Origin of the sequence: Haloarchaeobius caseinilyticus, assembly GCF_051207395.1 — an archaeon.
GTDB lineage: Archaea > Halobacteriota > Halobacteria > Halobacteriales > Natrialbaceae > Haloarchaeobius.
Genome location: NZ_JBPJZC010000004.1, coordinates 1 through 24,644 on the forward strand (window position 1 = coordinate 1; position 24,644 = coordinate 24,644).

General features: G+C 62.2%; 24 protein-coding genes and 1 pseudogene. 16 read left to right on the forward strand and 9 right to left on the reverse strand.

The features are described 5' to 3' along the window. The 7 genes and pseudogenes from ACSC1P_RS17650 to ACSC1P_RS17680 all read left to right on the forward strand — a co-directional run. The coding region (locus tag ACSC1P_RS17650; protein ID WP_492764735.1) for a DUF8186 domain-containing protein at positions 1–508 on the forward strand (508 nt) is incomplete at its 5' end. Continuing rightward, positions 508–1,374 (forward strand): hypothetical protein, encoded by an 867-nt coding sequence (locus ACSC1P_RS17655; protein ID WP_435361935.1) that lies wholly within the window; start codon positions 508–510, stop codon positions 1,372–1,374. The genes ACSC1P_RS17650 and ACSC1P_RS17655, both read left to right, overlap by 1 nt. 3 nt (positions 1,375–1,377) lie before the next feature. Next, on the forward strand, positions 1,378–2,439 hold the full coding sequence (locus tag ACSC1P_RS17660) for a TrbL/VirB6 family protein (protein ID WP_435361526.1): 1,062 nt from the start codon (positions 1,378–1,380) through the stop codon (positions 2,437–2,439). 6 nt (positions 2,440–2,445) lie between these two features. Further along, positions 2,446–3,567, forward strand: coding sequence for a TraC-like domain-containing protein (locus tag ACSC1P_RS17665; protein ID WP_435361527.1), 1,122 nt, complete (start codon positions 2,446–2,448; stop codon positions 3,565–3,567). After that, a pseudogene (locus tag ACSC1P_RS17670) lies at positions 3,560–5,609 on the forward strand (VirB4 family type IV secretion system protein); the annotation flags it as partial. The gene ACSC1P_RS17665 and the pseudogene ACSC1P_RS17670, both read left to right, overlap by 8 nt. Positions 5,610–5,836: 227 nt before the next feature. After that, on the forward strand, positions 5,837–6,832 hold the full coding sequence (locus ACSC1P_RS17675; RefSeq protein WP_435361528.1) for an ArdC-like ssDNA-binding domain-containing protein: 996 nt from the start codon (positions 5,837–5,839) through the stop codon (positions 6,830–6,832). Between the two features lie 40 nt (positions 6,833–6,872). Then, entirely contained in the window at positions 6,873–7,094 is a 222-nt protein-coding gene (locus ACSC1P_RS17680) for a hypothetical protein (protein ID WP_435361529.1), read from the forward strand. A 209-nt stretch (positions 7,095–7,303) separates the two neighbouring features. Here the strand turns inward: ACSC1P_RS17680 and ACSC1P_RS17685 are convergent, their stop codons facing one another. The 3 genes from ACSC1P_RS17685 to ACSC1P_RS17695 are packed head-to-tail and all read right to left on the reverse strand — an operon-like array spanning position 7,304 to position 9,913. After that, on the reverse strand, positions 7,304–8,122 hold the full coding sequence (locus tag ACSC1P_RS17685; RefSeq protein ID WP_435361530.1) for an ABC transporter permease: 819 nt from the start codon (positions 8,120–8,122) through the stop codon (positions 7,304–7,306). A 58-nt stretch (positions 8,123–8,180) separates the two neighbouring features. Beyond that, positions 8,181–8,999: an ABC transporter permease subunit gene (locus tag ACSC1P_RS17690; protein WP_435361531.1), complete on the reverse strand. Its 819-nt coding sequence runs from the start codon at positions 8,997–8,999 to the stop codon at positions 8,181–8,183. Next, positions 8,999–9,913 (reverse strand): ABC transporter ATP-binding protein, encoded by a 915-nt coding sequence (locus ACSC1P_RS17695; RefSeq protein ID WP_435361532.1) that lies wholly within the window; start codon positions 9,911–9,913, stop codon positions 8,999–9,001. The genes ACSC1P_RS17690 and ACSC1P_RS17695 overlap by 1 nt, the downstream gene beginning before the upstream one ends. A 159-nt stretch (positions 9,914–10,072) precedes the next feature. On the opposite strand from ACSC1P_RS17695, the gene ACSC1P_RS17700 reads away from it, so the two are divergent. The 3 genes from ACSC1P_RS17700 (at position 10,073) to ACSC1P_RS17710 (ending at position 13,359) form a co-directional block, all read left to right on the forward strand. Continuing rightward, positions 10,073–10,519 carry a hypothetical protein gene (locus tag ACSC1P_RS17700; RefSeq protein ID WP_435361533.1) on the forward strand — a complete coding sequence of 149 codons (447 nt, stop codon included), beginning with the start codon at positions 10,073–10,075 and terminating at the stop codon, positions 10,517–10,519. Positions 10,520–10,758: 239 nt separating this feature from the next. Continuing rightward, positions 10,759–11,733, forward strand: a complete 975-nt coding sequence (locus ACSC1P_RS17705) for a sensor histidine kinase (RefSeq protein WP_435361534.1) — start codon at positions 10,759–10,761, stop codon at positions 11,731–11,733. 69 nt (positions 11,734–11,802) lie between these two features. Next, positions 11,803–13,359 carry a bacterio-opsin activator domain-containing protein gene (locus ACSC1P_RS17710; protein WP_435361535.1) on the forward strand — a complete coding sequence of 519 codons (1,557 nt, stop codon included), beginning with the start codon at positions 11,803–11,805 and terminating at the stop codon, positions 13,357–13,359. Positions 13,360–13,382: 23 nt separating this feature from the next. Here ACSC1P_RS17710 and ACSC1P_RS17715 read toward each other — a convergent pair whose 3' ends face one another. Beyond that, positions 13,383–13,967 (reverse strand): response regulator transcription factor, encoded by a 585-nt coding sequence (locus ACSC1P_RS17715; RefSeq protein WP_435361536.1) that lies wholly within the window; start codon positions 13,965–13,967, stop codon positions 13,383–13,385. A gap of 152 nt (positions 13,968–14,119) precedes the next feature. Here ACSC1P_RS17715 and ACSC1P_RS17720 point away from each other — a divergent pair, with 152 nt between their 5' ends. Then, positions 14,120–14,473, forward strand: a complete 354-nt coding sequence (locus tag ACSC1P_RS17720; RefSeq protein ID WP_435361537.1) for an ArsR/SmtB family transcription factor — start codon at positions 14,120–14,122, stop codon at positions 14,471–14,473. A 140-nt stretch (positions 14,474–14,613) separates the two neighbouring features. Here ACSC1P_RS17720 and ACSC1P_RS17725 read toward each other — a convergent pair whose 3' ends face one another. Next, a complete protein-coding gene (locus ACSC1P_RS17725) occupies positions 14,614–15,072 on the reverse strand; it encodes an RDD family protein (protein WP_435361538.1) in 459 nt (152 codons plus the stop codon). Positions 15,073–15,176: 104 nt separating this feature from the next. Here ACSC1P_RS17725 and ACSC1P_RS17730 point away from each other — a divergent pair, with 104 nt between their 5' ends. Beyond that, positions 15,177–15,644 (forward strand): DUF3592 domain-containing protein, encoded by a 468-nt coding sequence (locus ACSC1P_RS17730; protein ID WP_435361539.1) that lies wholly within the window; start codon positions 15,177–15,179, stop codon positions 15,642–15,644. Between the two features lie 107 nt (positions 15,645–15,751). Continuing rightward, positions 15,752–17,428 carry an ATP-binding protein gene (locus ACSC1P_RS17735; RefSeq protein WP_435361540.1) on the forward strand — a complete coding sequence of 559 codons (1,677 nt, stop codon included), beginning with the start codon at positions 15,752–15,754 and terminating at the stop codon, positions 17,426–17,428. Positions 17,429–17,620: 192 nt separating this feature from the next. Here the strand turns inward: ACSC1P_RS17735 and ACSC1P_RS17740 are convergent, their stop codons facing one another. From ACSC1P_RS17740 to ACSC1P_RS17755, 4 genes are all read right to left on the reverse strand, one after another. Then, the gene (locus ACSC1P_RS17740) at positions 17,621–18,631 is read right to left on the reverse strand and encodes an NADP-dependent oxidoreductase (RefSeq protein ID WP_435361541.1); all 1,011 of its coding nucleotides are present in this window, start codon (positions 18,629–18,631) and stop codon (positions 17,621–17,623) included. A gap of 61 nt (positions 18,632–18,692) precedes the next feature. Further along, positions 18,693–19,496: a hypothetical protein gene (locus ACSC1P_RS17745; RefSeq protein ID WP_435361542.1), complete on the reverse strand. Its 804-nt coding sequence runs from the start codon at positions 19,494–19,496 to the stop codon at positions 18,693–18,695. An 83-nt stretch (positions 19,497–19,579) separates the two neighbouring features. Next, positions 19,580–20,806 (reverse strand): outer membrane protein assembly factor BamB family protein, encoded by a 1,227-nt coding sequence (locus ACSC1P_RS17750; RefSeq protein ID WP_435361543.1) that lies wholly within the window; start codon positions 20,804–20,806, stop codon positions 19,580–19,582. Then, positions 20,803–22,101 carry an outer membrane protein assembly factor BamB family protein gene (locus ACSC1P_RS17755; RefSeq protein WP_435361544.1) on the reverse strand — a complete coding sequence of 433 codons (1,299 nt, stop codon included), beginning with the start codon at positions 22,099–22,101 and terminating at the stop codon, positions 20,803–20,805. The genes ACSC1P_RS17750 and ACSC1P_RS17755 overlap by 4 nt, the downstream gene beginning before the upstream one ends. A gap of 122 nt (positions 22,102–22,223) precedes the next feature. Between ACSC1P_RS17755 and ACSC1P_RS17760 the strand changes: the two genes are divergently transcribed. From ACSC1P_RS17760 to ACSC1P_RS17770, 3 genes are all read left to right on the forward strand, one after another. After that, on the forward strand, positions 22,224–22,715 hold the full coding sequence (locus ACSC1P_RS17760) for a hypothetical protein (protein WP_435361545.1): 492 nt from the start codon (positions 22,224–22,226) through the stop codon (positions 22,713–22,715). Between the two features lie 134 nt (positions 22,716–22,849). Then, positions 22,850–23,257, forward strand: a complete 408-nt coding sequence (locus ACSC1P_RS17765; protein ID WP_435361546.1) for a DUF8526 domain-containing protein — start codon at positions 22,850–22,852, stop codon at positions 23,255–23,257. 107 nt (positions 23,258–23,364) lie between these two features. Continuing rightward, positions 23,365–24,600 carry a S8 family serine peptidase gene (locus ACSC1P_RS17770; RefSeq protein ID WP_435361547.1) on the forward strand — a complete coding sequence of 412 codons (1,236 nt, stop codon included), beginning with the start codon at positions 23,365–23,367 and terminating at the stop codon, positions 24,598–24,600. The last annotated feature ends 44 nt before the right edge of the window (positions 24,601–24,644 follow it).

Here is a 24,644-nt window from a genome sequence, read left to right on the forward strand (position 1 = left end):
CGGTATCGTCCGCGGCGTGAACGCCACTATCGTCGAACCTCCTGCAGGTTCGGAGCGACAGATACGCGAGAGCAACCTCACTATCGACGTTATCGAGGAGACTGAAAACCACCTCGTTGTCCGAATCGAGCTACGGGACAACGAGACAGGTGCACCAATCGTCCTTCGAGAGGACCCCCGTCGCAAACCCATCGGCGGTCGCACTCGCGATGGCTACATCACGATCGGCGACCGGCGAGTCGAGACGAACTTCTCCGGCGTCGCTATCGTCACGTTGGACCAGCCCGGTGCCTACACCGCTGAGTATCACCCCGGAACATGGCTTGGCCACGACCCGGCATACGTTCGCGACGTGGCGACCGTCCGCTGGCACCCACTCAGCACCATCGATGGCTGGTTCGCCCTCGTCGTCGAGGTTGGCTGGCAGTTCATTCCCTTCTTCGTCGCGTTCTTCGCAGGTAGACGACTCCTGCGGCTATTCACACCAGAGACATTCGAGAGACCGTAATCATGTACAACAACTCACGACTCGACAGGCGTACTGTACTCAGAACAGCCGCTGGGCTTTCCTGTGGCGCAATCGCTGGCTGTCTTGGCGACGACAACGAAGCCACAACGCGAACCCCTGCCGACGGCGACGCGACTCCACCCGGGCAGGACACGCTGGAACGCGTCGCCGTCGACGGAACAACGCTCGTCGTCGAACTCACGGGCGACGCGGAGGTCGACTGGGTCAACCTCATCTGGCCCAACGGCGAACTCTTCGGCCGCCGCGACGTGCCTGCCGGAGTCCAGCAGGTCTCCTTCGAACTCGGAACCTCCTACGACCCGGGTGAGTACCAACTGCTCGCTCTGCAGGGTGAGGAAACCGTCGTCGAGACGAGTCTCGAAATTCGGCCAAATCTGGAGATTGTGGCTATGGGTGTCGGTCGAAATCAGCCCAAGAAGATGTGGGACGGGGCTACTGAAGAGATCGCGGATGAGGCGTTCGTTACGGTCAAAAACTCTGGTACCGGTCCAGATGGAATTACCAAACTACTCTTTCTCGGTGATGTACCCTACCCATCGGACGAGAACGGGACGAACTACGCCAATGTGGACCGTGTGAGCGGTATCTACGACCCAAGTAGAGACGAAGAGATATCCAATGTTGCTGTCGGACCGAAGCAGGAAGTCACAATCTACAGTTCACGAACGCCCTTCGCCTTTGTACCCGGCGGTGGAGTTTCTTGTAAGGGTGAAATGCAGTCTGGTGAGTTCGAAGTCGTACTGAAGACTGGCGTCGCATCGTCCCCGATCTCAACGGCTTATTCCATTCAGTACTCCGCCTCAGAGCAGTTCGATGAGTGTGAGATTACAATCAGTGAGGAGTGACCGATGGTTGATCTGATTGATGTCGTTTTAGAGGGTCTGAAGGAGTTTGTTGGGTGGTTCAGTAGCCACTTCAAGACTGGATTGACTCAAGGATACGATTCCCTCACAGAGGTTATGTTTGGGACACCGACGCCGAATACCACAGGTTCGTTCATCTTCGGCCAGCCCTCGAACGCGCCTTGGCCAGCGATTAAGGACGCTTTGGTTGGTGGTGAGATAATGCTCGTCTCGTTACTCCTGCTTCTGATGAGCGTACAGGGCCGCCATACGGTTCGAATATTCAATGTCGGGAGTGCCTACGAGGCCCGAAAAACCGGGAAGACTGCGTGGGTGGGGGTGTTCTTGATTGTAACTTGGTACTGGTTGGGTGTACTCACCCTCTATCTCGTGAACGGATTCACGCTTGCTCTGCTTCCAGGTTTAGAGACTCTCACAGACCTCATGGTACAGTTTGTCGGAGTGACCCTGGTAAACCCAATTCTGACGCTAATATTCACAGTAATCGGGGGCGTCTCGATGTGGGCACTTGAAGCGTTGTTCTACATTCGAAGAATCCTTCTCTATGTCTATTTGTACGCGATGCCGATTGCAATCGCTCTCGCATACGGGAATCTTCCAGTTCTCTCCGACATTGCGATGGGGTTTTCCAAACGGTTCGTCCCGTTAGCAGTCCTGCCTCTCCCCGCATCTATGGTCTTCAAAGGCTACGACCTTCTCTACAGTGGCGGCGACTTCAACCCTGCAACAGCGTTTCTCAAATACCTCGTCGCAGTCTCACTCCCACTCATCGCGCTGTACGTGACGTGGAAAACGTTCCAGTACGCGACGCCGATGAGCGCCAAAGTTCTCAGCACGACCACCAAGGGCGTCGTCACAGTCGGCGCCGTCGCCGCCGGGACGTACGTCGGCGGCGCAGGTGTCGCCACAACTGCGGCACGGTGGGGACCGAAAGCAGCTGCTGGGCACGCGGTTGCACAGCGAGTAGCTGGCCAGCAAGAGGACGGCGACGGAGAGGGCTCGAAGCCGTCGTACCGCCGAACCGAGAACGACCCCGGAATACTCTGAATCAGAATGTCACTCGATCACGACGCAGCAGCACGACGCATCATGGACGAATTCGGCGAGGAGAGTCGTATCCCCTACCTCAACGTCGAGGAAGGAGACGTCGGAGTCCTCGTCGCCTTCCCGATCATCGGCCTATTCATCGCCGGCCTCACCGGCATCGACTCGCTTGCACTCCCACTGGTGACCACTGGCCTCGGATTCGGCGTCGCCGTCATCTACGTCACGCCGAGCCACTTGAACGCCTGGACGTGGGCGAAAGACGTCTATCGGTACGCGAAGCGACCTCGACGAACGTTCAGCGCGCCAGCTGAGGAAACGAGTACCGAATCGGAGTTTATCCGCAACGAGGGTGGGCTCGCGAACTACACACCGTTCAAACCGGACGAGCGCACACAGGACTTGACGAACATCGGACGAGCGTGGCCGGGCGCAGGTGCTATCCAGCGCACCGACGGTACGATGGAGGCGTTCATCGAGGTCCGGCCAGGAAATATGGACTTCGCAATGTCCAATGACTGGGCACAGATACAGGAGGTGGCCACCGAGTTCGCTAACAAGGAACTCGACGCCAAACTGAAGTTCCACGCCACGACGCGAACGTTCCCCGTTGAACGTATCATCGAGAACATCGAAGACCGGCTCACCGACGAGGACGTCTCTCAGAATCCAGTCTTTCGCGAACTCCTCGAAGAGTACCGCGAGACCCGGCCTAGAGAGATGCGCGACCGGGGGACGCAGCAGGTCCAGTTCTACCTCGGCATCGAAGTCAGTCCCATCGAGGTGTACAACCGTACCCGCGACGAGGGAACGCCAGCGGAGAAGCTGACGCAGTTCCCCATCGTCGGCTTCCTGTTCAACCCGTTCGTAACCCGCCGCGAGGACTTCAGCGCAGCAGAGCAGCGCGCACAGCAGTTCGAGAAACTCGACGACCGAATTCACACGGTGCAGTCGGGATTCGTCCAGCAGGCGTCTGGCTGGTCCGCACGTCGACTCAGCACGGTCGAACTGTTCGTCATGAACATGGACTTCTGGAATGGTGAGGAGCACGACTACGCGGATGCCTCCAGCGTCGTCCGAGAACAGCCCATCGTCGGCCACAGTCGACGGGAGGACGTTCACGATGAGTAGCGTGGTCCTGCAGTCAGAGGCTGACTTCGTCGCACAACTCACGGAGTGGCTACTGAATCCGGCGAGTACCGAAGGAACTGCACTCTACGTCCTCATCGTCGCGGTGCTTGGTCTCGCTGGGAAAGTGTTCTTGGCCCGTCGTCGAGCCCCACAACAGGACGAGGAGGCCGAAGTCGACTTCGACGACGTCCTCGACGAGGAAACCCTGGCTGCAGGCGCAGTCGAGTTCGAAGTCCTCGACGATATCGCCGAGTCACACAAGACCGTGACTGCACCAGACGCTATCGAGTGGGAGACACGCGCGGCTCGTGTCGGCGAGCAGTGGACGACGACGCTCTACATCGCCGACTATGCGGACTACCCGAGCGACGGTTTCCTGAGCGACCTCTTCGAACTCACGGACGTCCAGTTCGATCTGACCGCTCACCTCACACCGAAGAATCAGGAACGAGCCCGCACCGAACTGCAGGACATCGCCGACAATCTCCAGGTCGACGCCGACCTCGAACAGAGCGTCCGCAGCGCCTACCTGCAAGAGCGGGCCAACGAAGCCGCAGCGACGTACACGGCGGTCGAGAGCGGTGCTCGTGTGTTCGGACTCGGTCTGTTCGTCACTGTCCGTGCTGCCGATAAGGACGCGCTCACGGACGCCGTTCGCAAAGTGAAAAGCGCGCTCCGTGACGACCCGGCGAACCTCACACCCAAGACGGCCATTTGCCGGCAGGATCTCGCCCTGCAGTCCGCTGCACCCATCGGCGAGAACGCGTTCGGCCGCGAGTCGATCGCACTCGGTGGGGCCGTCGGCGCACTCCTCGCGTCGCCACACAACGCGACGATCCTCGAGCCTGGTGGTGTCGAGTTCGGCGTTCACAAGGACAACCAGAGTCCGGTCGTCATCGACCCGTTCTCGCGGGATAACGGCTACGCGATGTTCACCGTCGGCGACACCGGCTCCGGAAAGTCATTTGGCTCGAAGCAGAACTTCATCCGCTCCATCGAGCAGAGTTCGGACCGCATCGGCATCGTCCTCGAACCGCTCAACAACTGGGCGGGAGTCTCTGAAGCACTCGACGCGAAGCGTATCACCGTCGGTGGAACGCTCGGACTGAACCCGCTAGAGATCCGCCAGACGCCGGAGCACGTCCAGCGAGCGATGGGCGAGGACGCGAGCCCATTCAACGAGAAGCTTGACGACGCCATGAGTTTCTTGACGAACTTCTTCGCGCTGCGCGGCATCACACTGGGTGACCGCCGGACGACGCTCGAACTTGGACTCAGACACGCCTACAAGCGTAACGGCATCACCGACGACATCACCACCCACGGGAATTCGAGTCCGACCGTTCGCGACATAATGGACGTCTTCGAACGTATGGTCGATACTCCTGAGGAGTTCGTCGTCCGTTCGGACGAAGAGGCTGGTAAGCTCCACGATGATGCGGCGTGGTTACTCGATCAGCTCCGCCCATTCGAGGAAGAAGGTCGCTACGCCAACCTCGGCAAGCCGTCTGAGTTCAATATCCGCGACGAGAAGGTCATCTACCTCGACCTTGCCCAGCAGGAAGGCAGCGTTGACAGCAGTACGGCGCTGACGATGCAGTTGCTCATCTCACTCGTGTACGAACGTGCCAAAGAGACCGAGAAGGAGGTCGTGTTCGTCATCGACGAGGCCCGCTACATCATGCAGGACGCCGCGAGCCTCTCCTTTCTCGAAACGGTGTTCCGGCACCACCGCCACCACGACCTTTCGATTCGCCTCGTGACCCAGACCGTCGACGAGTTCTTCGAACACGCCGAGTCCGAGGCTATCCTCGACCAGTGTGCCGTCAAGCAGTTCCACCGCCTAGACGGGATGGACGAAAACTGGGCCGACGAATTCGGCCTCAATTACGCCCAGATGCGCTACGTGCAAGACGCCGTCCCCGGCAACGAGGACACCGGGTATTCGGAGGCGCTCGTCGGCGTCGACGGCGAATGGCGAGGCATCCGAGTACAAGCAATGCCCAAGGAGAAGGCGGTCATCGACTTCGACCCCGCTGAGCGAACGCACGAAGGCGTTTTAGGAGGGAGCGAACACGGTCCTGATCGAGGTGATGAATCGCGAAAACGAGAAGCACAGTATCTTAACCAACGTTCTCGCTAGTTGCTCTGTCTTTGTTGGTTAAGAGTGCCGACAACGAATCTTTACCCTATCTCGTATCAAGTTCACGGCCATTTTTTCGCCCCCTTCGGGGTGAGGGGGACTTCCAGTTCACCTCGGAGACGCCTGATGTCTATAGATACCTGCCACACGGAGAGTGGCAACGACAGTACCGACGACGAGACTACCCACAATCAGTTTGACGACGCCGACACCCGTCGCGACGAGATGCACGACTCACTGGAAGCGTGGGTCAAACAGTTCGCCGAACTCTCGGATGAAGCACGAGCAAGCACAGAATTGCAGGAGTGGCTAGACGTCCAATCACACTTCCACGACTACTCCTACCGGAACACGCTCCTCATCAAGCACCAGTGTCCCAACGCGACGAGAGTTGCCGGGTACAACACCTGGGTAAACGACTTCGACAGGCACGTCCAGAAAGGAGAGTCAGCCATCTGGATCTGGGCACCCATCATCACGAGCAAGTGCCCCGGGTGTGGGAACTCGCCGTCGTACCACGCCAGTAGCGACTGCGAGTACGACGAGACGCCGCCGGAGGAGTGGAGCGACGGCTTGGTCGGGTTCAGACCGGTTCCCGTGTTCGACGTCTCTCAGACCGATGGCGAACCGCTTCCAGAACTCGACACTGCTGCACACGGCGATGGTTCCGAAGATGTACTGCTCGATGCGTTACTTCGCGCTGCTCCACAGCTCGGCGTCCGGACGAACCTTGTCCCACCGGAGGACTGGGGGCATGGCGACGCAGCCGGCATCTGTACCAACCGGAGTACGTACGACTGTTCGCTCCTCGTCGAGGTGAAGGACGGCGAAAATGAGGCGCAAGTCGCCAGCGTGCTTGCTCACGAGTACGCACATGCGCTACTGCATTTCGACGTCGACGACCGTGGCGAACGGGCGAAGCGCGAGGTCGAAGCTGAGAGCACGGCCTACGTCGTCTTCACAGTACTTCGGTCTCGACGCGTTGAACAGTCGCTCTACGTGGCGGCATGGGACGGCGAGCCCCCAGATGCGATTCGTAGCCAACTCCAGCGTATTGGGATGACGGCGCAGGCGATTATCGACGCCGTCGAACAGCAGGCACCCAACCCAGACTGGGGATAGCTCTATTGCGTTTGCGCCAATACTCTGTAGTAACGGGCCCATGTACGGCGAACCAACGCCGATTCCACGCTACGCCGAGAACTGCCTCGAGATAATTTCCGGGACGATCGCGCCGCCCGAACCCGGCGTCGACGAAGCAAGCGCGACGCGGACACTCGTGAACGAAGGCTTCTCACAAGCCGACGCTCGCGACGCACTGGAAGTATTGGAGATGCGTGGGTACATCTATCGCGTAAACTCCGAAATTCGGATTACGGACTGACTGTTCGGGGTGTCTCAATTAGCCAGTTTGAGGAGTGAACCAGTCATCGAGTTAGTGATTTATCCAACTCTCAGACCTGCTCAAAGAGGATTTTGACACAGCTACGCTCGAACGTCATCCGCCCCGCCGAGACGATTCGACGCACGACGGGGGGCGACCGATGGCTCCGAATCTGCCGACAATGGATAGCGTCGAGTGTGAGACGCCGCTCAGAACTCGGCGCTCCCGAACCTGTGCAGTCCCAGCCCGAGTGGGACGACGACCCAGGCGAGTAGTGCCAGCATCGCCACGGCGGGCGAGGCGAACCACTGCGAGCCGACGTCGATGGCGGTCACGCCGGCCCCGATCTCGAGCGTCTCTGCGACGAGGTAGACGAACGATGTCCGGGGGGTGAGGAACTTCACCGACTCCGCCCACAGGGGGAGGTCCGCCAGCGCGGTCGGTTGGAACCGGAACAGGAGGACCACGACGACGTCGACGAGTTGGTTCCAGAACATCACCAGCGCGACGTACGCGCCGAAGGCCCCGCCGATGACGCGCCGTGACGACGAGAGTGCCATCGAGAGCGCGGTGGCGACGGCGAGGAACACCAACGCGTACACGAGTGCTAGCAGGACGAACAGTACGTATTGGACGAAATCGAATCCCGAGTACCGCCACACGAGGACGGTGATTCCGCCGATGGCTCCGACGAGGAACGGTCCAACGAGGACGCTCGCTCGCCCGAGGAGTTTCCCCGCGACGAGTTCCGGCCGGGAGTTCGGTAGCGACAGGGCGAGGACGATACTGCCGGACTCACGTTCGGGGATGATGGCTTCGTAGCCCACGACGATACCGACGAGTGGGAGCAACAGTGCGACGATGATAGACGAGACTTCGAGGAAGGCGTCGAAGTTCGGCTCGGCGAGTTCCGCAATCGCGTAGGCAAGGCCGCCGATTGCCAGGAGGAACACCGCAGCCAGGGCCCAGACGCTCTTCGACCGAACCGTCGCTCGCAGGTCGTTTCTGAGTACTGCCTGCCAGCTCATACGGCACCTCTGGCGGCGACGGTGCCTTCAGTTCCAATCGGCCGAGTGTCAGTGGCGATCATAGGTCCGTCCCCTGGAACCGCAGGTACCCGAGTGCAACTGGAGCGACTGCCCAGACGACGAGCAGGACCAGTGCGGGCCAGCCACCGAGATACCACGCGGCGTCCGGCCCGAGGTAGGGGCCGACTTCGGTCCCAGCAAAGAACTCCCCGAGAACTCGTTGGTACAACATCGTCGGGTTCGTGCCGTGGAGGAACAGTGCCCAGTCCGGCAACCCCTGGTCGAGCCAGCCGAGGTAGTCGAGGGCGAACTGGAGGGGAATTCGGAGTTGGTCCCAGATGACGACGAGCAGGAAGAACACGCCGAACGTCCCCGCAGTCGCGAGCGAGTTGGACGTCGTCAGTGTCGAGATGGCCATTCCGACGCTGAGGAACACGATGCCGAACAGGAGCGTGAGGAGGAAGTAGCCGATGAAGACGCCCACCTCGAAGCTCCCGAAGGGGTACGCGACGAGGGCACTGCCGACGAGCGAGCCCACGCCGACCACGGCAGCGAGGATGGCCGAGCGGCCGACGAACTTTCCGAGCATCGCACCCTTTCGGCTGTGCGGGAGCGACAACAGCAGGGCCATTCGGCCGGAAGCCCGTTCGGACACGATGGTCTTGTAGCCGAGCAACAGGCCCAGCAGTGGCAACAGGAGTGTCGTCACACCAGTCATGTACCCGGTGTAGTCCGTCGTCGTCGGGTCTTGTATGGCCGTGGGGAGGATGTACCCACCGAGGACGAACGTCAGCGCGACGAACAGGAGCCCCGTCCGTGACCCGCGTGGGGTCCACAGCCCACGTATCTCTTTTCGAGTGATCGCCTGCCATCGCATCAGCGCGCGCCTCCGGTGTACTCGACGAAGAGGTCTTCCAGCGAGGGTTCTTCCGTCCGGAAGTCGACCACGTCGACGTCGTCTTCGTTCAGTGCGATGAGGATGTCCAGTTTCGCATCGTTCGTGCAGGTGACCGCGAATCGTTCGTCCTCGTCGTCGTACCACACCGAGTCGACCCCGTCGATGGCTTCGATGCTGTCGAGGAGGTCGTCGTCGGGGTTCGAAATAGAGATGAGTAGCTTGGTCCCGCCTTCGACGGTCTGTTTGAGGCTGTCGATGGTGTCGACGGCGACGAGTTCGCCCTGATGCATGATGCCCACGCGGTCACAGATAGCCTCCACCTGTTCGAGGATGTGACTGGAGAAGAAGACCGTCGCACCGCGCTCGTTCTCGGCGAGGATTATCTCGCGCATCGCTTTCGCGCCGTTCGGGTCGAGACCACTCGTCGGTTCGTCGAGGATGAGCAGGTCCGGTTCGCCGACGAGGGCCATCGCGAGGACGAGTCGCTGCGCCATCCCTTTCGAGTAGCCACCGGCCTGTCGGTCTGCTGCGTCGGTGATGCCGACACGGTCGAGGTAGTCGAGGGGTTCGCCGTCGACTTCCTTCGATTCCATCGCGAACTGGAGGTGTTGGCGTCCGGTGAGTGTGTCGTACACGTCGTAGCCCTCCGGCAATACGCCCATGCGCTCGCGGGCTTCGACGGTCTCCGTCTGGCAGTCGAACCCGAAGACTTCGAGTTCACCGTTCGTGGGGCGAGCGAAGTCCAGCAGCATGTTGATCATCGTCGACTTTCCCGCGCCGTTGTGGCCGAGGAAGCCGAATATCTCGCCTTCCTCGACCGCCAAGTCGACTCGGTCGACGGCGGTCAGTGTGCCGTATCGTTTCGTAATGTCCGTCGCCTGAATCGCAGTCATGGAGGTTCCTGCTCGTACCCAGCATTTCGGAAACCGATATACTTCTCGCATTATTTCTCAGAGAGGATTCCCTAATTATGTCGCCCCCGCGTATTTTCTGGAAAATACGCTGAAAGGACGTGGGACACATTTTACAACCCGTTGGCAGCAAGCAGGGGCATGGACGTCCCTCGCGACAGACTCCTGCTGGCGATCGGCGCGAGCGTGGGTTCGTTTCTCGTCTTCGGTGCGGTCACCGGTCTCCTGCGAAATCCACTGTACGTGCGAATGGTTCCGCGAACCGGCCTCGACTACGTCTTTCTCACACTCACGGCTGGCTTCATCGGCCTCTACGCGCTCCAACGCCCGGGGACCCGCCGCCGTGGCGACGACGGCATCGCGTCGGTTGGCGCAGTCGCCGGCGTGCTGGCGTTCGGGTGTCCGATTTGTAACGGCCTGCTCCTCGCGCTGTTCAGCAGTTCGGCCCTGATGACGTACTTCGACCCGCTCCGGCCGCTCGTCGGAGCCCTCAGCGTTCTCCTCTTCGGGACGCTCCTGTACGTCCGGTCCTCGCGTCAGTGTGAAACGTGCGTCGGCGACGACTCGCGGTCTCACACCCACGACTGAGTGTCGATAGCCACACCCTCGAAGTCGGCAGCCACCCGAGGTGGTCGAACGACCGACGACGAGTCGGTGTCGACGGTACGTACCCACAGAAGTACGTGCCGAGGAAGCCCAGCCGACTGCCCATGCCCTGTGTTTCTGTCTCACCAACACGAGGCAACACTAAACAGACGCCCGTTCCAACAGACCCGCGTGGACCAGCGTAACTCGGCCCCTGTCTATCGCCGTGGGGTCTGCGACCGATGACGGATGGCCAGCCGGCGGCGATTCCGCTCGACGCCTACCCGGACCCTGCGCTCACCTACGAAGTGACGGCGGGAGACGTGGTCGTCAGGGCGACGAACGACGCCGCAAAGGCCGTGTTCGACGAGATCACTGTCGACGTTCGCCTTCAGCGTCTGTTCGACCAGTTTTCCGTCGTACGGTCGACTGAAGACGACCCACTCGGTGCCGTCCGTAGTGGAGACGACGCACGTTTCTATCTCGACGGCGGTGAGGCGGGGCCGTACGTCGTGCGAGTCGTGTCGACGGCGGCCGACGCGGGCATCCTGGTCTTCACCGAACTCGGTGACCCCCTCACAGACGGACCCGGCGTCGACCGGGTCGCGAGCGTCATCAGTCACGACCTGCGGAATCCACTCGACGTGGCGAAAGCGCACCTTTGCGCGGCACGAGAGACGGGCGACGACGAGCACTTCGACGCGGTCGCCAACGCACACGACCGGATGAATCGCATCGTCGGAGACGTCCTAACACTCGCAGGTGGCCACAACGCAGTCGACCCGTCGCCGTCCGTATCGTTCGAGGCCGCCATCGCCGACGCGTGGCAGGCAGTCGGGACCGACGAGGCGACGCTCGCCCTCGGCGAGTCCCTTCCGACGAGGGCTGCTGACCCAGACCGCCTCCGTCGATTGTTCGAGAACCTCCTTCGGAACGCTGTGGAACATGGCTCAGCGACCCTCGGAGACGCAGCGCCAGCCTCCGCGACGGTCACCGTTACGGTCGGTGCGCTAGACGACGGAATCTACGTCGCGGACGACGGGCCGGGAATTCCACCTGGCGAACGCGATGTCGTGTTCGAACCGGGCTACACGATAGCCGGCAACGGAACTGGTCTCGGACTCGCTATCGTCGACCGAATCGTCACGGCCCACGGGTGGGAACTGACGCTCACGACCGGGGACAAGGGTGGTGCCCGCTTCGAGGTGCGATTTTGAGCGTGTCCTCCTGCGAACCTACCGACGAGACCGACAGCCACATGTCGGCGGTCTATCTTTCCACGTAACATGGACGGCCGACTTCAGCACGCGCCCATCGGCGTCCTCGACGTGACGGCCGCCGGGACCGTCGACGGCGCCAACTCGGCCGCTCGGGAGGTACTGGACCTGACAGGCGCTGACCCGACTGGCTGCTCGCTCGAAGCGATGTTTCCTTCGTCGGTCGAGGACTCGCTACTGGTCGCATTCGAGGGTGAAGCCGTCACATCCAGCGAGTTCGAGGAGTTCTATCCCACGCTCGACCGCTGGCTGGCAATCACCGTCGTTCCGTCGGATAACGGTTCTGCTGGGACCATATACGTACAGGACGTGACGGGTCGACGCCGCGCAGAGCAGCGCGTGGACCGACTCCACGACGAGCGCGACCGAACCGAACTAATCGAGGCGCTGCTCTCTGAGGTTCTCACCGAACTCGTCGGGGTAACCGCCCGCGACGAGCTCGTCGAGACGGTCTGTGCGGCACTCGGTGAGTCAGACCTCTACGAGTTCGCGTGGGTCGGCGAACGCGACGTGGGCGGTGACGACATCGTCGTCCGGGCAGCGGCAGGCGAGACGGGTGAGACGTTCGCTGCCATCCGTGACGCACTCGACGGGGCCGGAACGACCCCGGCGGAACGCGCCGTCGAGCGGGGGGAGCGGCAGGTCGTCCACTCACTGGCGGACGACTCACAGGTGCCCAACGAAGTGCGTATGGCGGCGTTCGCCGATGGCGTGCGATCGCTGCTGGCGATTCCGCTCGTCGCCGAGTCGAGTGTCTACGGTGTCGTCTGCGTGTACGCCAGTGGCGAAGACGCGTTCTCAGCCCGCGAGTGCGCCAGCTTCGAGACGCTCGGCGAAGTCGCGGGGTTCGCCATCACAGCCGCCAGAAACCGACACCTGCTACGCGCAGACACTGTCACCGAGGTCACGTTCGCAGTGGGGCAGAATTCACCCCTCGTCGCGCTCGGCCGAGAACTAAATGCCGACCTCTCACTCGCCGGGGTCGTCCCCCAGAACGACGATTGTCTCTGTTACGTCGCAGTCGACGGTGCGACCGTCGAAGACCTCGACACCGCGAGTTCGACTATCGCGGGGATTCGTGGCGTTCGTGTCCTCGACGACACCGCGACCGGTGGGGCCGTCGAACTCAGAATCGGAGAGCAGACGCCCGTCGCCGTCGCTTCGTCGCTCGCTGGCAGCGTTCGGGAGGCGACTTACGAGGGCGGAACCGGTCGAATCGTCGCTGAACTCCCGCCGGACCAGGAGGTGCGCCGGACCGTCGAAGCAATCGGGCGATTGTGTGACGCTGAGGCAGTCGCAAAGCGCGAGCGCGACCGGTCGGTCACGACGGCCCGCGAATTCCGTGCCACCCTCGCCGACCGGCTGACCGACCGACAGGCGACCGTACTCCGAACCGCGTACCTCGCGAACTACTTCGAGTCGCCCCGTGGAAGTACCGCCGAGGAAGTCGCGAGTTCGCTCGACATCACCGGGTCGACGCTCCTCTATCACCTGCGTGCCAGCCAGCGAAAGCTACTCGACGCGTACTACGGTGACGACGGAATGGCGATGAGCGAAAACGAGTAGCGGCGAAGCCTTGATCGCTCGACTTAGAGCTCTTCGCGTCCGATTCGCTCGAACTCGTCGAAAATCGTGTCGTCGTCGAGCAGTCGTCTCGCCCGTTGTTCGAGCGTCGCTGCACGCCGCGATATCGCCGCGTACCCCTCGTGGTCGTCGCGGCGCTCGGGACTCGTTTCGGCCTCGACGACTGCGCGCTTGGACTCGGCGCTGAAGTATTCACCGAGTGTCTGATAGGCGAGAATCCGGCGCTGTTGGTCGACGACGGCGCGCACGTCCTCACGGTCGACCGGCTTGCAGAGATAGTCGTCGAAGGGCATGTCCAGCACGTCGAAGTCCGGGTCCACGGCCGTCACCATGACGATGCGACCATCGAACTCGCGCGCTCTGAGTTCGGCGAGGACGTCGTCGCCAGACATTTTCGGCATGTGACGGTCGAGGAGAACTACGTCGATTGGTGGGTCCGTCGCTTCGACGGCAGCGAGTGCCTCCGCGCCGCCGTACACGGTCTCGACGGTACAGAACCCTCGGAGGCGGAGCGCGTACGCGTCCGCCACCTCCTTCTCGTCGTCGACCACGAGCGTGGTCACGTCGTCGAGTGTGTCGTTGCCCAGCATTCGTAGCGATGACTCACGTGGGCCTCGTGGCCCCGTCCCTATAGTTGGTCGGCTTCCAGTCGGGCAGACTCTGCACTCCTAGAGTGTGGTCGGTTCCACAGTCGGCATACCTAGCGACGATATCCACTACGCGAGGCGGACTGTCTCGATGTATGGCCGCCAACCCCGACTCGCTCGACTCGACGTGTTCGACCAGACGGACGCTCGATGACGATACTTCGACTGCAGAACTCCTCGACCTGTTCGGCGACGAGTACACCCGTCGCATCTTCGAAGCGGTCGCCGAACGCCCGCGGACCGGTCGTGCGGTCGCGGAAGCAGCTGCCGTCTCACGACCGACGGCGTACCGCCGCCTCAACGCGCTTCGAGATGCGGGACTCGTCGTGTCGGAGATGACGATTAGCGAATCAGGACACCACCGGGAACGCTTCGAGACGGCCGTCGATGGACTCTCGCTCACCGTCTCGACTGGCACGATCGAGGTGACCGTCCACCCGAGCGACTGACCCTCCCTGTCCGAGCGAACTGGCTCTCGCACTGGCTGCAATCATCTCCAGAAATCATCCCTCCAATGTCACACCAGCCTCCGTTCGATCGACGACTCTTTTCGATTCAATGAAAAGAATGTCTCGGTCGCGAAGTGGGGTTACGTTCGAACGACGGCAGTCCCAGCCAGTCGGTCGCCGAGCCGTTCGTGGCGGTCAGAGAGGGCGACGAGCGCGATGCCGACGACGTAGAACATCGGGAGCCAGTCGACGAGTCGCAGGACGTTTCGAACCAGCGATGCACGGAGCGAAGGCTTTCCACCATCGTTACTCACGACCCGAATGTCGACGAGGTACTTCCCGGCGGTCTTGCCGAATCGCCACTCTGCGAGCGTGTGATAGCTGAGCGCTAGCACGAGCCAGAGGGCGAGTGCGGCGACGGCGGGACCACCTTCGAGCGACGCGTTCGCCGTGCCCGCACTCGTCTCGAGTTGGCCGGTCACGAGTGCGACGGGAAACAGTGAGCCGAACAGGAAGACTACCCAAACGACTGAATCGATAACCATCGCCACGCTACGGATACCGATACCACAGCGAGTCGACCGCGCAGTATCTGTCATTTCTGGTCGATGATTGTCACAGACTGGCGGTAAACCCAGTCGCAGTGTTTCCGAGCCGGAAACATGTGTCCGACTTTTACCACGGAGGGGCTCGTCGCACCAGTATGGACATCGATGTCAACGGTCCGGAGGGTCCCCTCCAAATCGGACTGATGCTCGTCGTCGGGCTCGGTCTCATCGGCTACGGTGGACTCAGTTACACGACACAGTCGTCACAACTCGATTCTGCGGTGGAAGTGGACGCGACGATAACCGAGACATCGATCGAGGAGGTCGACGTGAAGCGGGGAACTGACTTCACGCCGCATGCGACGTTCGAGTACACGTACGAGGGTGAATCGTACACGTCCTCGAAGATGTATCCGGGGAAGCTAACACGGGAGTTCAACACGAAAGACGACGCACGGGAACAACTGGACGGGTACGACGTGGGGAATACGGTGACTGCGTACGTACCGACTGACTCGCCCGGTAGCGCATATCTCGAGCACTCGAGCAGCAACAAGCCCCTTATCGTCGCTGGGATTGGTCTCTTCTTCTTCCTCGCTTCGGCGTACAGTATCGTGACATGACGCCAGTCGCTCCTGTGGTCGACGGCCTGGCGCGACTCACCGCTGTCGTTCACACCAGGGCGTTCATAACGTGTGCCTAACACGACTATGGTGAGAGACGTGGAACGATGACGTTCGTCACGACGCTGGTCGCTATCGCGCTCGATGTCGGCGCAGTGGCACTGCTGGGGTGGACGACGTGGACTGCGGCAGACTCCCGACAGAAGCCCATCGGGCCAGCGTTCGTCGCCGTGCTCGGAATCTTGACCGTCTGGGCACTGTTCTCACTCGGGTCCGAACTCCCAATCGTCCCCGACCAGTCGCTCCTGTCGACTGGACTGGCGTTCGCCGAACTGAGTATGGCGCTATTGCTCCCGGGCGTCTGGGTCGTCTACGCCCGTAGCTACACCGGCCGGGGTACCGGTTTGACGCGCTGGCGAATCCTCATGTTGGTCCTTATCGCTGTCCCGGTGGTCGTGGTCGCTGTCGTCATCGCCGCAGGACTTCCGGAGTCGGCCATCACGTACACGGCCGCCTCGATGGTGGGGATGGAACTCTTCTACCTGGTCGGGTTGTTCGTCTACGGAGCGGCCCTTCTCGTCGGCCTCGGCTTGCGTCACACCCGAGTCTCGAAGCGACAGGTCGCGGTTGTGACGTTCGGCGTCGGAGCTCCCTACATCGTCGCCGTCGCGTGGCCTGCGGAACCGGCCTCGAAGAACGTGAGTATCGGACTCCTCGTCGCCGGTGTCCTCCTCGCCGTAGCAGTGCAGCGATACCCCGTGATGACCGGGTTCCCGAAGTCGAACTACGTCGCCCGGACACGGGTCGTCGAGGGACTTCGCGAAGCCGTCGTCGTCCTCGACTGGGAGGACCACGTCATCGACGCGAACGACGCGACGGGAGCGGTGTTCGACTGCTCGGCAGCGACGCTCGTCGGCGAACCGATTCGCTCGACCGTTCCGGAACTCGACCAGCACGACCTCGCAGTCGGTGCGACGGGGACTGTCAGACTGCAGACGACGAACGGGCGTCGCCAGTTCCAGTACAGCGTGTCAGCCGTCGATTCCGCCGAACACGACGGCGACAGCGGGTCGTCAGCAGTCGCCAGAGCCGTGCTGTTCCGGGACGTGACCGACCAACAGGCCCGTGAACAGCGACTCGCGGTGCTCCACCGCGTCCTTCGACACAACGTCAGGAACAAGTTAGACGTGGTGCTCGCTCACGCGGACCTCGTCGAAGACGAACAGCTACAGCGTGGCATCCGCGAGAGTGCGACCGACCTCGTCGCACTCAGCAACAAAGCCCGAGCGGCCGAGGAGATAATGACGGCCAGCACCGAGTCACCGACAGCGGTCGACCTCACGGCTGTCGTGGCGACAGTCGTCGACCAGTACCGGAACGAGGTCCCGGACAGCGACATCACTCACTCGTGTCCTGACGAACTCACTGTCTCGACGCACCGATCCGTCGTCGAGCGGATTCTGTCGGAACTCGTCGAGAACGCACTCACGCATTCGGACGAAGCAACCCCCAGTGTCCACGTCAGCGTGCAGCACGTCGAGGACGCAGCGGTCGAACTCTCGGTCGCCGACGACGGCCCGGGTATTCCGGAACGCGAACGCCGGATTCTGGCTGCCGGCACCGAGACGAAACTCGAACACGGACAGGGTATCGGTCTCTGGTTCGTCAACTGGGCAGTCCGCCAGTTGGGCGGCGACCTCACGTTCGGCGACAACGATCCGGCCGGGAGCGTGGTGACTGTTCGGTTGTACGGCGCGACTGCCGGGTCCGACAGCGTCGACTGAGTCCGATTTCAGTGAATCACCTGCCGGTGAATCGTCTCACGACGAGGGGCCGAAAGTACGACATCTGAATATTTTCTTCCTCGGTTCGAACCTCACAGCTCCGGTAGCGCTTGCTAGAAGAACGACGCCGTTTGTCGAATCCCCTGCAGTGGCGGGTCTGTGTCGGCATCAAAACACACGACCCCAGTGCGGTTACTCGGCGACTCGGACCACCTGTTTCCCGATATTCTCACCGGAGAACAGTCCCAGGAACGCGTCTGGTGCGTTCTCTAACCCGTCTACGACGCTTTCACGATGCGCAATCGCTCCACTCGCAACCCACTTCGCAAGCTGTTCGCTCGCCACTCCGAACCGAGATGCGTAGTCGCTCACGAGCAGTCCCTGCACCGTGGCGCGTGGTGCGATGAGCATGGGCAGCTTTCGCGGCCCTGTCGGGACGTCCTCGTCGTTGTAGTGTGCGATTTGTCCGCAGACAGCGACGCGAGCGTCGAGATTCAGCTTCGTGAACACAGCGTCCGTAATCGGTCCGCCGACGTTGTCGAAGTAGACGTCGACCCCGTCCGGTGCGGCGTCGTCCAGCGCAGCCCCGTAGTCATCGGTCTCTTTGTAGTTGATTGCGGCGTCGAAGCCGAGGTCCGCTGTGAGCCAGTCCGTCTTTTCGTCCGACCCGGCGAATCCGACGACGCGGCAGCCGTTCAATTTCGCGATCTGGCCGACGACCGACCCGACTGCCCCTGCCGCCCCGGAGACGACGACGGTCTCCCCAGGTTTCGGCTCGCCGACGTCGAGCAGTCCGAAGTACGCGGTCCGGCCCGGCATCCCGAGTACTCCGAGATAGGCAGGCAAATCCGCGACGTCGGGGTCGACGGGTGCGACGGCATCCGCATCGAGCACGCTGTATTCGGCCCATGTTCCTTCACCGGTTACCAGGTCGCCTTCGTCGTACTGGTCGCTCTCACTGTCGACGACTTCGCCGACGACTCCACCTTTCAGCACGTCTCCGACGTCCCACGGCTCCGCGTACGATTCGCTGTCTCGCATTCGGCCCCGCATGTACGGGTCGACGGAGAGATAGGTGACACGGACGAGGAGTTCACCAGCATCGGGCTCTGGGACGGCCGCGTCTCTGAGTTCGAAACTGTCTGCGTCCGGTTCCCCGGCTGGTCGCTCTGCGAAGTACCAGCTACGGTTCGAATCGTGCATACCGATTGTCCGGTCATTCGCTCAAAGAACCTTCGTGTACCGGTACCGCTACTCGCGAAAATCAACCGGTTAGGTCGCTGACCCACGGTGGCTCTTCGAGGTCGGCGTCGTCAGTATCGAGTTCGAACGAGAATCTGTGGGTCGTCGGGTCATCGTCGGTCAGGGTAACGAGGGCGTACTCGGCGTACGTGCCAGCAGGTGTCGTCAACGCCCACGACACGTTGGCCGAATTCACCGCGCCGGTCTCGGAGTTCGCGCGGACCGCTCCCGAGGCATCGGTTATGCGGTAGGACTTCCGTTCGTCGTACCACCCGGCCTGTGGTTCGTAGACGGTCACCGGCGACGAGTCGCTCTCGTCGTGTTCGTACCCAGCGATTGAGAGACTGTTCAGGACCACCGACGCGGTTCCCGAAACTGGCTCCCCATCACTGCTGGCGTTCTTCTCGACGACGAACGTCACGGTGTCTCCGTTCTGCGTCTCACGGACGAGGGTTCGCCTGTCGTCATCGACAATCTGTTCTCGACGCTGTTCGGCATCGTCTCGGCCGTCTATCGTCAATCGCTGGTAGACCGTTCCGTTCGGTGAGGGCCGATATTCCTCCGACGTGACGCCTTCTTGCACTACTTTCTGGTACCACGCACCGTCGGCGGTCACGACGCCTTCGAAGGCGACCTGCACGTCGCCGTCGACGACGACTTTCCCCGTCGCGCTGTACGCGTCAGTATCGCCGATAGTGAATCGCTCACCGGTCGGATTCGCGGCGTGTGGTTCGGCGGTCGTGAACGGGTAGACAACAGAGAAGACGAGTCCAATACACACCACCGCCAGTATCCCGACGACGGCACCGGCAGTCCGAGTTTTCATGGCCTGTCGACGAAAGAGGCAGGTCGGATTGATAAAAACACGCGATACGAAACCCGAATTTGTCGCCTCCTCGCGACCAGTTCTCAGCTGAACCGAGCGAGACTGATGCCGTCCTCCTCGAGTCCGGCCGTGTACACTGCACCGTCGACGACGGCTAATCCTCTGTCGTAACTCGTACGAGTCGACTCGAACTCACCCTGTGTCTGTGCGAGTGTCTCTCCGGTCGCTGCGTCGAGGACACTCGGGAGTCCGCCGTGCTTCGCTCCGATCCGTTCGAGCGGGGTGTACACGTGGCCGTCGCCGACGGCGATACCGGTGCCTATGTGGTCCTCGTAGGATGTCGACCAGCAAGAAGTTCCGGTGCTGGCTTCGAGTGCGCGGACGTGACCCTCTGTGTCGACGTACACGTGGGAGCCATCGGTCGCGATGTGGTGTGGCTCCGCTTTCGTGTCGTACGTCCAGGCTCGCTCAGCGGTGGCTGCGTCGATAGCGTGGATGAGGCCGTCTCTGCTACCGACGAAGACGGTCTCGGCGGCGACGCTGACGTTGCAGTAGATGTGTGCGTTCGTCTTGTATCGCCAGCGCTCCTCGCCCGTCGCCGCATCGAGCGCGTAGACGTAGGTATCGGTACCGCCGTAGTAGACAGTCTCACCGAGGATAGCCGGTGTCGAGTCCGACTCGTGGCCCGTCGCGTGCTCCCACTTTATCGAGCCGTCACCTGCGTCGAGCGCGAGCAGGGACAGTTCGGTCGGGACGTACACCGTCTCGTCGACGACGACCGGATTGCCCTGGAAGAGGTCTGCGTGGCCCTCGGGACCAGTCCACTGCGTCTCGCCAGTCGCAGGGTCCAAGCCGAGGACCGTGTCGTTCCCGAGAGCGACGACCACGCCGTCGCCGATGGCCGGTGACCCGTACGGTCCGTCGACGCTCCGTTCCCACACCTTCTCGCCGGTCACTGCGTCGACCGCGAACAGCGTCGTATCCATCTCGTGGGCGTACACCCGGTCGGCAGTAGCGACGGGTCGCCCTGCCCCGGCCATCCCGCCGAGTGTGAACGTCCAGTCGAGCGAAAGTGGCGGCTCAGGTGCTGCGGCCGTCGGGACGACACCCGTTCCAGCGGGGTCACCCCCTGCAGACTGCCAACCGGGCGACCCGGTGACTGTCGGCTCGTAGGGTCCACACGCCTCGGCTCGGCCGGTGTTCGATTCCGAAGTGTCGTCACCGACGAGTTGCCCACAGCCTGCAAGTCCGACGGCCGACCCGACCGCACCGAGGCCGCCAATCCGCTGGAGGAGACGTCGGCGGTTCATGCTACTTTCGTCACCCCCTGATTCTGATGCGAGAGATACAGCGCGTCCCCTGTCACCGACAGTAGAACCATCGGGTGCCGGCCATAGTAGCTCGTCGCGTAGTTCGACCCGAGTACCGTGTCTTCGGCGAGGTCACCCCACAACCGGCTGCCGTCACGACGGTCGAACGCGCCTGCTCGGAGGTAGACGGCGTCGTCGGTCACCGCGACACGAGACATGAACGGGATACCGTTCGTCCATCCAGTGCCGGATTCGACGGCACGGTTGACGACGCGCCACTGTTCACTTCCGTCGCCGATGTCGAGAGCATAGAGGTTCTTCGCACCGACGTATACGTGCTCTCCGTCCGTTGCGGGCGGCCCGGTGCGTCGATAGCCGACGACGAATCGCCACAGTCGCTCGCCGGTCGTCGCGTCGAGCGCGTGAATCTGGTCACCGCCGGTCACGAGGACGGTGTCGTCGACGACGGCCGGTGTGTTCGGCGGTTGGTAGCCGGTGGGGAAGCTGTAGGTCCACTCCTGCTCTCCTTCGTGGTCGAACGCCACTACGCGGCCGAGTCGCTCGTCGTCGGGACTTTCGTGCACCGTCACGTACACTCGCGAGTCGTCGACCGCCGGCGCACTGGCTGCCTCGAACGAACTGCCGCCACCGCCGAGGAGACCGTCCACGAAACCGGATTTTCCGAGGTCGTGTTTCCAGCACTGCTCCCCCTCGTCCGTGAAGCCGTACACCGTCCCCGACGCGTCGAGGACGTAGACGTGTCCGCCGACGGCTGTCGGCGTCCGCACCGCCGCACCGAGTTCTTTCCTCCAGCGTCGCTCTCCGGTCGTCGAGAACGCGTGTAGCGTGCCCCCGGTATCGCCGACGAGGACGGTGTCGTCCGCGAGTGCCGGGTCGCCGCCTGCGATATTCGGAAGTTCGGTTCGCCACTGGATGTCACCGGTCTCCTCGTCGAACGCGACGAGGTAGCCGGGGTAGTCGCGTAGCTCGTTTCGGTCGAGTTGTCGTAGCGAGACGTACACCGCGCCGTCGTCGACGAGGGGCGTGCTGAACCAGCCGTTCAGTCGCGGCCCATCGCCAGCCTCGCGGTCGGTCTGCCACTGTATCGCTCCACTCGATGGCCCAGCTGGAGCGTTGGCAGTGTTCGTCGGGGCGTACCCGCTCGTCGACCAGCGGTCGCGTGGCTGGTCGAACGTGTCAGAGGGCGGGCCGCAGGAACTATCGGATGAACTACAGCCAGCGATTGCAACGGTTCCACCGGTGGCGACCGCGGTGAGGAGGGCACGGCGTCGCATTCACGCCTACTCTATAGTCTCGACATATATTCTTTCTGATTGAAATACTCTCGTCGGACTCGGACGAGTACGTCTATCAGCGCAGGGAACATTTTAGGCCGGTAGCCGTGAATTGAGCCAGTATGTCCTCCGCACGTTTTCTTGCAACAGTCCGATCGAGGCTTCAGCACTACCTGACGCCGGCTGTAGTGGTCGCCTGGATTGCGCTGACGGTACTAGTTATAGCCTACGCGTACATCGCTGTGATGCCGGGCTTCGACAGGGAAGGGGTGTTTAAGAGGGGTATACTTTTCCCGTTGACACTGGGAGTTCTCGGACTGCTCGCTGGCTGTCTCGTGCTCGCAGTACGGTTCCAGCAGCCGCGGTACGCGGTCGGGAGTATGCTCCTCGTGGGGCTCGCCGTACTCCCGCTTCCGATGGTGTGTGTCGCGCCCGGGTGCAGTGGCGTCGAACGGCTCCGCGTTTTCTTCGACTGGTCGCTGCTCGGCCCCGCAGTAAGTGCATCGTTCGATGCGGGACGCTGTGCGTACATCTGTCCGTATCGCGTACCGGTGCTTCCGCTGGGTGCCGGATACGCCCTCATCGGTGCGACGATTGCCTCGAAGGACGAGTGATTCGTGCCGGGACGAGGTCGTCCTTCTGTTCCAGATACGACCGAACGTAACGTCTCGTCGCGAACGTCGACGCGCCGCCGACCACGGTCGCTCTAGGAGAAAGATACAATACTTCCAAGCACACTGGTAGGAACATGACCGACAGTGACTTGTCGCTGTTCTCGCTTCAGCGGTTCGCCGTCGCTCTCGTGACGGTCGGAATCGGGGCGGCAGCCGGGATGGAGTACATCCCGGTCGTCGGGACGTACGTCGGGACACTGTTGGGCGGTTTCGCCGTCGGCCTCGCGTTCGAAGAAAAGCCGCTACTGGAAGCCGGCGTCGCCGCCACTGTCGCCGGGCTGGGCGTGATTCTCGTCGCGAAACTGCTCGGCAACGGTCTCATCGGGGCCATCATCGGGCTCTTCTCGCTGAATCTGCAGCTTCTACTCGTCGCTGCGGGACTCAGCTTCGGCGCGGGCGCAGTCGGTGCACACTTCGGGAACGACCTGCGTGACGGCCTCACCAAACCCGTCGACGAGTCTGGGCGTGTCGACGACTTCTGAACCGCTGAACTGGTTCGACCGCGCGAGAAACGACCAACGAACGATTCGTGACACATATTCTAGCACTGTCACAAGAACTTAACGCAGACCGGTAGTATCACGTACGTATGAAAAGACGGGGTTGGTCCCGCCGTGATTTGCTCAAGACGACAGCGGTGGGTGGAGCCGTCGTCGGGCTCGGTGCTGCGGTCGTCGAGCGGATGAACCGGTACATCGTCGGTGCGACAGACACTGGTTCGATAACTGCCGCAGCGTCGGTCTCTGACGTTCAGGAGGAGCGTATCGCACTCTCCGAGCACACCGGCTTGACGCTCGTCGTCGGCTCGTATTCGGACGGTCGTCGACAGTCTTTGCTCTCCCGCGAGGACATCGCGTTCGTCCAGCCCGACCGAACGCTGGAACTCGTCTCTACCCCCAGCGACCAGCGCGACAGCGACACGGCTGGCGCACAGGTGCTCCCGTGGGGCATCGACCGTATCGATGCCGACGTCGCGCACGCCGAGCGTGCGACGGGGGCTGGTGTCGACGTGGGCATCATCGATGGCGGCATCGACGACGCCCACCCCGACCTGCAGGAGAACCTCGCTGACCCGTCGGTCGACGGGAACCACAGAGCATGGGTCGACTGTCAGGGAGAGGACTGCCCGTACCCGTGGTCAGACGACGGCAACCACGGGACGCACGTCGCGGGGACAGTCGCCGCCGACGGTGAGAACGGCGTCGTCGGTGTCGCCCCGGAAGCGACCCTCCACGCCCTGAAGGTGTGTGGTTCGGGTGGGTCTTGCCGTACCTCGGACATCGCCGACGCCATTCGACACGCCGCCGACGAGGGGTGGGACGTGGTGAACCTCAGTCTCGGGGCACCACAGAAAGCGCCAGCACTCCAAGCCGCCGGGCAGTACGCCCGTAAGTCTGGCGTGTTGCTGGTCGCTGCGGCTGGCAACCGCGGTCAGCCAGATTCCGTGGGGTATCCTGCTGCTTACGACGAGTTCGTCGCCGTCTCCGCGACTGACATCGACGACGATATCGCGGACTTCTCCTCCACCGGACCGGAGGTGGACATCGCCGCCCCGGGGAAGGACGTCTGCTCGTCCATCGTCGACGGTCACCGGGTCAACAACGGCACGTCGATGGCGTCACCCCACGTTGCGGGTGCTGCCGCCCAACTGCTGGCCGCCGGCCATTCGCAGGACGAGGTCGTCGACCAACTCACTGAGACTGCCGAGGACCTCGGGAAATCGACCGACGAGCAAGGGGCTGGGCTGCTCGACGTCGCGAAAGCACTGGACTACGACTCCAGCGACAACGGGACTGGCGACGGAACGAGTTGTCCATCCCAGTAGCACGTTGTAGTCCGGTCGTTCCGCGCGCGATAGTGAAAATCCTC

Bases quoted from the DNA above. Each gene is read 5' to 3' on its own strand.
- ACSC1P_RS17665 (WP_435361527.1), top strand. From the start codon at position 2,446: ATGTCACTCGATCACGACGCAGCAGCACGACGCATCATGGACGAATTC.
- ACSC1P_RS17685 (WP_435361530.1), bottom strand. From the start codon at position 8,122: ATGAGCTGGCAGGCAGTACTCAGAAACGACCTGCGAGCGACGGTTCGG.
- ACSC1P_RS17720 (WP_435361537.1), top strand. From the start codon at position 14,120: ATGGCCGCCAACCCCGACTCGCTCGACTCGACGTGTTCGACCAGACGG.
- ACSC1P_RS17730 (WP_435361539.1), top strand. From the start codon at position 15,177: ATGGACATCGATGTCAACGGTCCGGAGGGTCCCCTCCAAATCGGACTG.
- ACSC1P_RS17750 (WP_435361543.1), bottom strand. From the start codon at position 20,806: ATGAACCGCCGACGTCTCCTCCAGCGGATTGGCGGCCTCGGTGCGGTC.
- ACSC1P_RS17725 (WP_435361538.1), bottom strand. From the start codon at position 15,072: ATGACAGATACTGCGCGGTCGACTCGCTGTGGTATCGGTATCCGTAGC.
- ACSC1P_RS17740 (WP_435361541.1), bottom strand. From the start codon at position 18,631: ATGCACGATTCGAACCGTAGCTGGTACTTCGCAGAGCGACCAGCCGGG.
- ACSC1P_RS17690 (WP_435361531.1), bottom strand. From the start codon at position 8,999: ATGCGATGGCAGGCGATCACTCGAAAAGAGATACGTGGGCTGTGGACC.
- ACSC1P_RS17760 (WP_435361545.1), top strand. From the start codon at position 22,224: ATGTCCTCCGCACGTTTTCTTGCAACAGTCCGATCGAGGCTTCAGCAC.
- ACSC1P_RS17705 (WP_435361534.1), top strand. From the start codon at position 10,759: ATGACGGATGGCCAGCCGGCGGCGATTCCGCTCGACGCCTACCCGGAC.
- ACSC1P_RS17735 (WP_435361540.1), top strand. From the start codon at position 15,752: ATGACGTTCGTCACGACGCTGGTCGCTATCGCGCTCGATGTCGGCGCA.
- ACSC1P_RS17770 (WP_435361547.1), top strand. From the start codon at position 23,365: ATGAAAAGACGGGGTTGGTCCCGCCGTGATTTGCTCAAGACGACAGCG.
- ACSC1P_RS17765 (WP_435361546.1), top strand. From the start codon at position 22,850: ATGACCGACAGTGACTTGTCGCTGTTCTCGCTTCAGCGGTTCGCCGTC.
- ACSC1P_RS17695 (WP_435361532.1), bottom strand. From the start codon at position 9,913: ATGACTGCGATTCAGGCGACGGACATTACGAAACGATACGGCACACTG.
- ACSC1P_RS17745 (WP_435361542.1), bottom strand. From the start codon at position 19,496: ATGAAAACTCGGACTGCCGGTGCCGTCGTCGGGATACTGGCGGTGGTG.
- ACSC1P_RS17700 (WP_435361533.1), top strand. From the start codon at position 10,073: ATGGACGTCCCTCGCGACAGACTCCTGCTGGCGATCGGCGCGAGCGTG.
- ACSC1P_RS17675 (WP_435361528.1), top strand. From the start codon at position 5,837: ATGTCTATAGATACCTGCCACACGGAGAGTGGCAACGACAGTACCGAC.
- ACSC1P_RS17755 (WP_435361544.1), bottom strand. From the start codon at position 22,101: ATGCGACGCCGTGCCCTCCTCACCGCGGTCGCCACCGGTGGAACCGTT.
- ACSC1P_RS17680 (WP_435361529.1), top strand. From the start codon at position 6,873: ATGTACGGCGAACCAACGCCGATTCCACGCTACGCCGAGAACTGCCTC.
- ACSC1P_RS17660 (WP_435361526.1), top strand. From the start codon at position 1,378: ATGGTTGATCTGATTGATGTCGTTTTAGAGGGTCTGAAGGAGTTTGTT.
- ACSC1P_RS17710 (WP_435361535.1), top strand. From the start codon at position 11,803: ATGGACGGCCGACTTCAGCACGCGCCCATCGGCGTCCTCGACGTGACG.
- ACSC1P_RS17715 (WP_435361536.1), bottom strand. From the start codon at position 13,967: ATGCTGGGCAACGACACACTCGACGACGTGACCACGCTCGTGGTCGAC.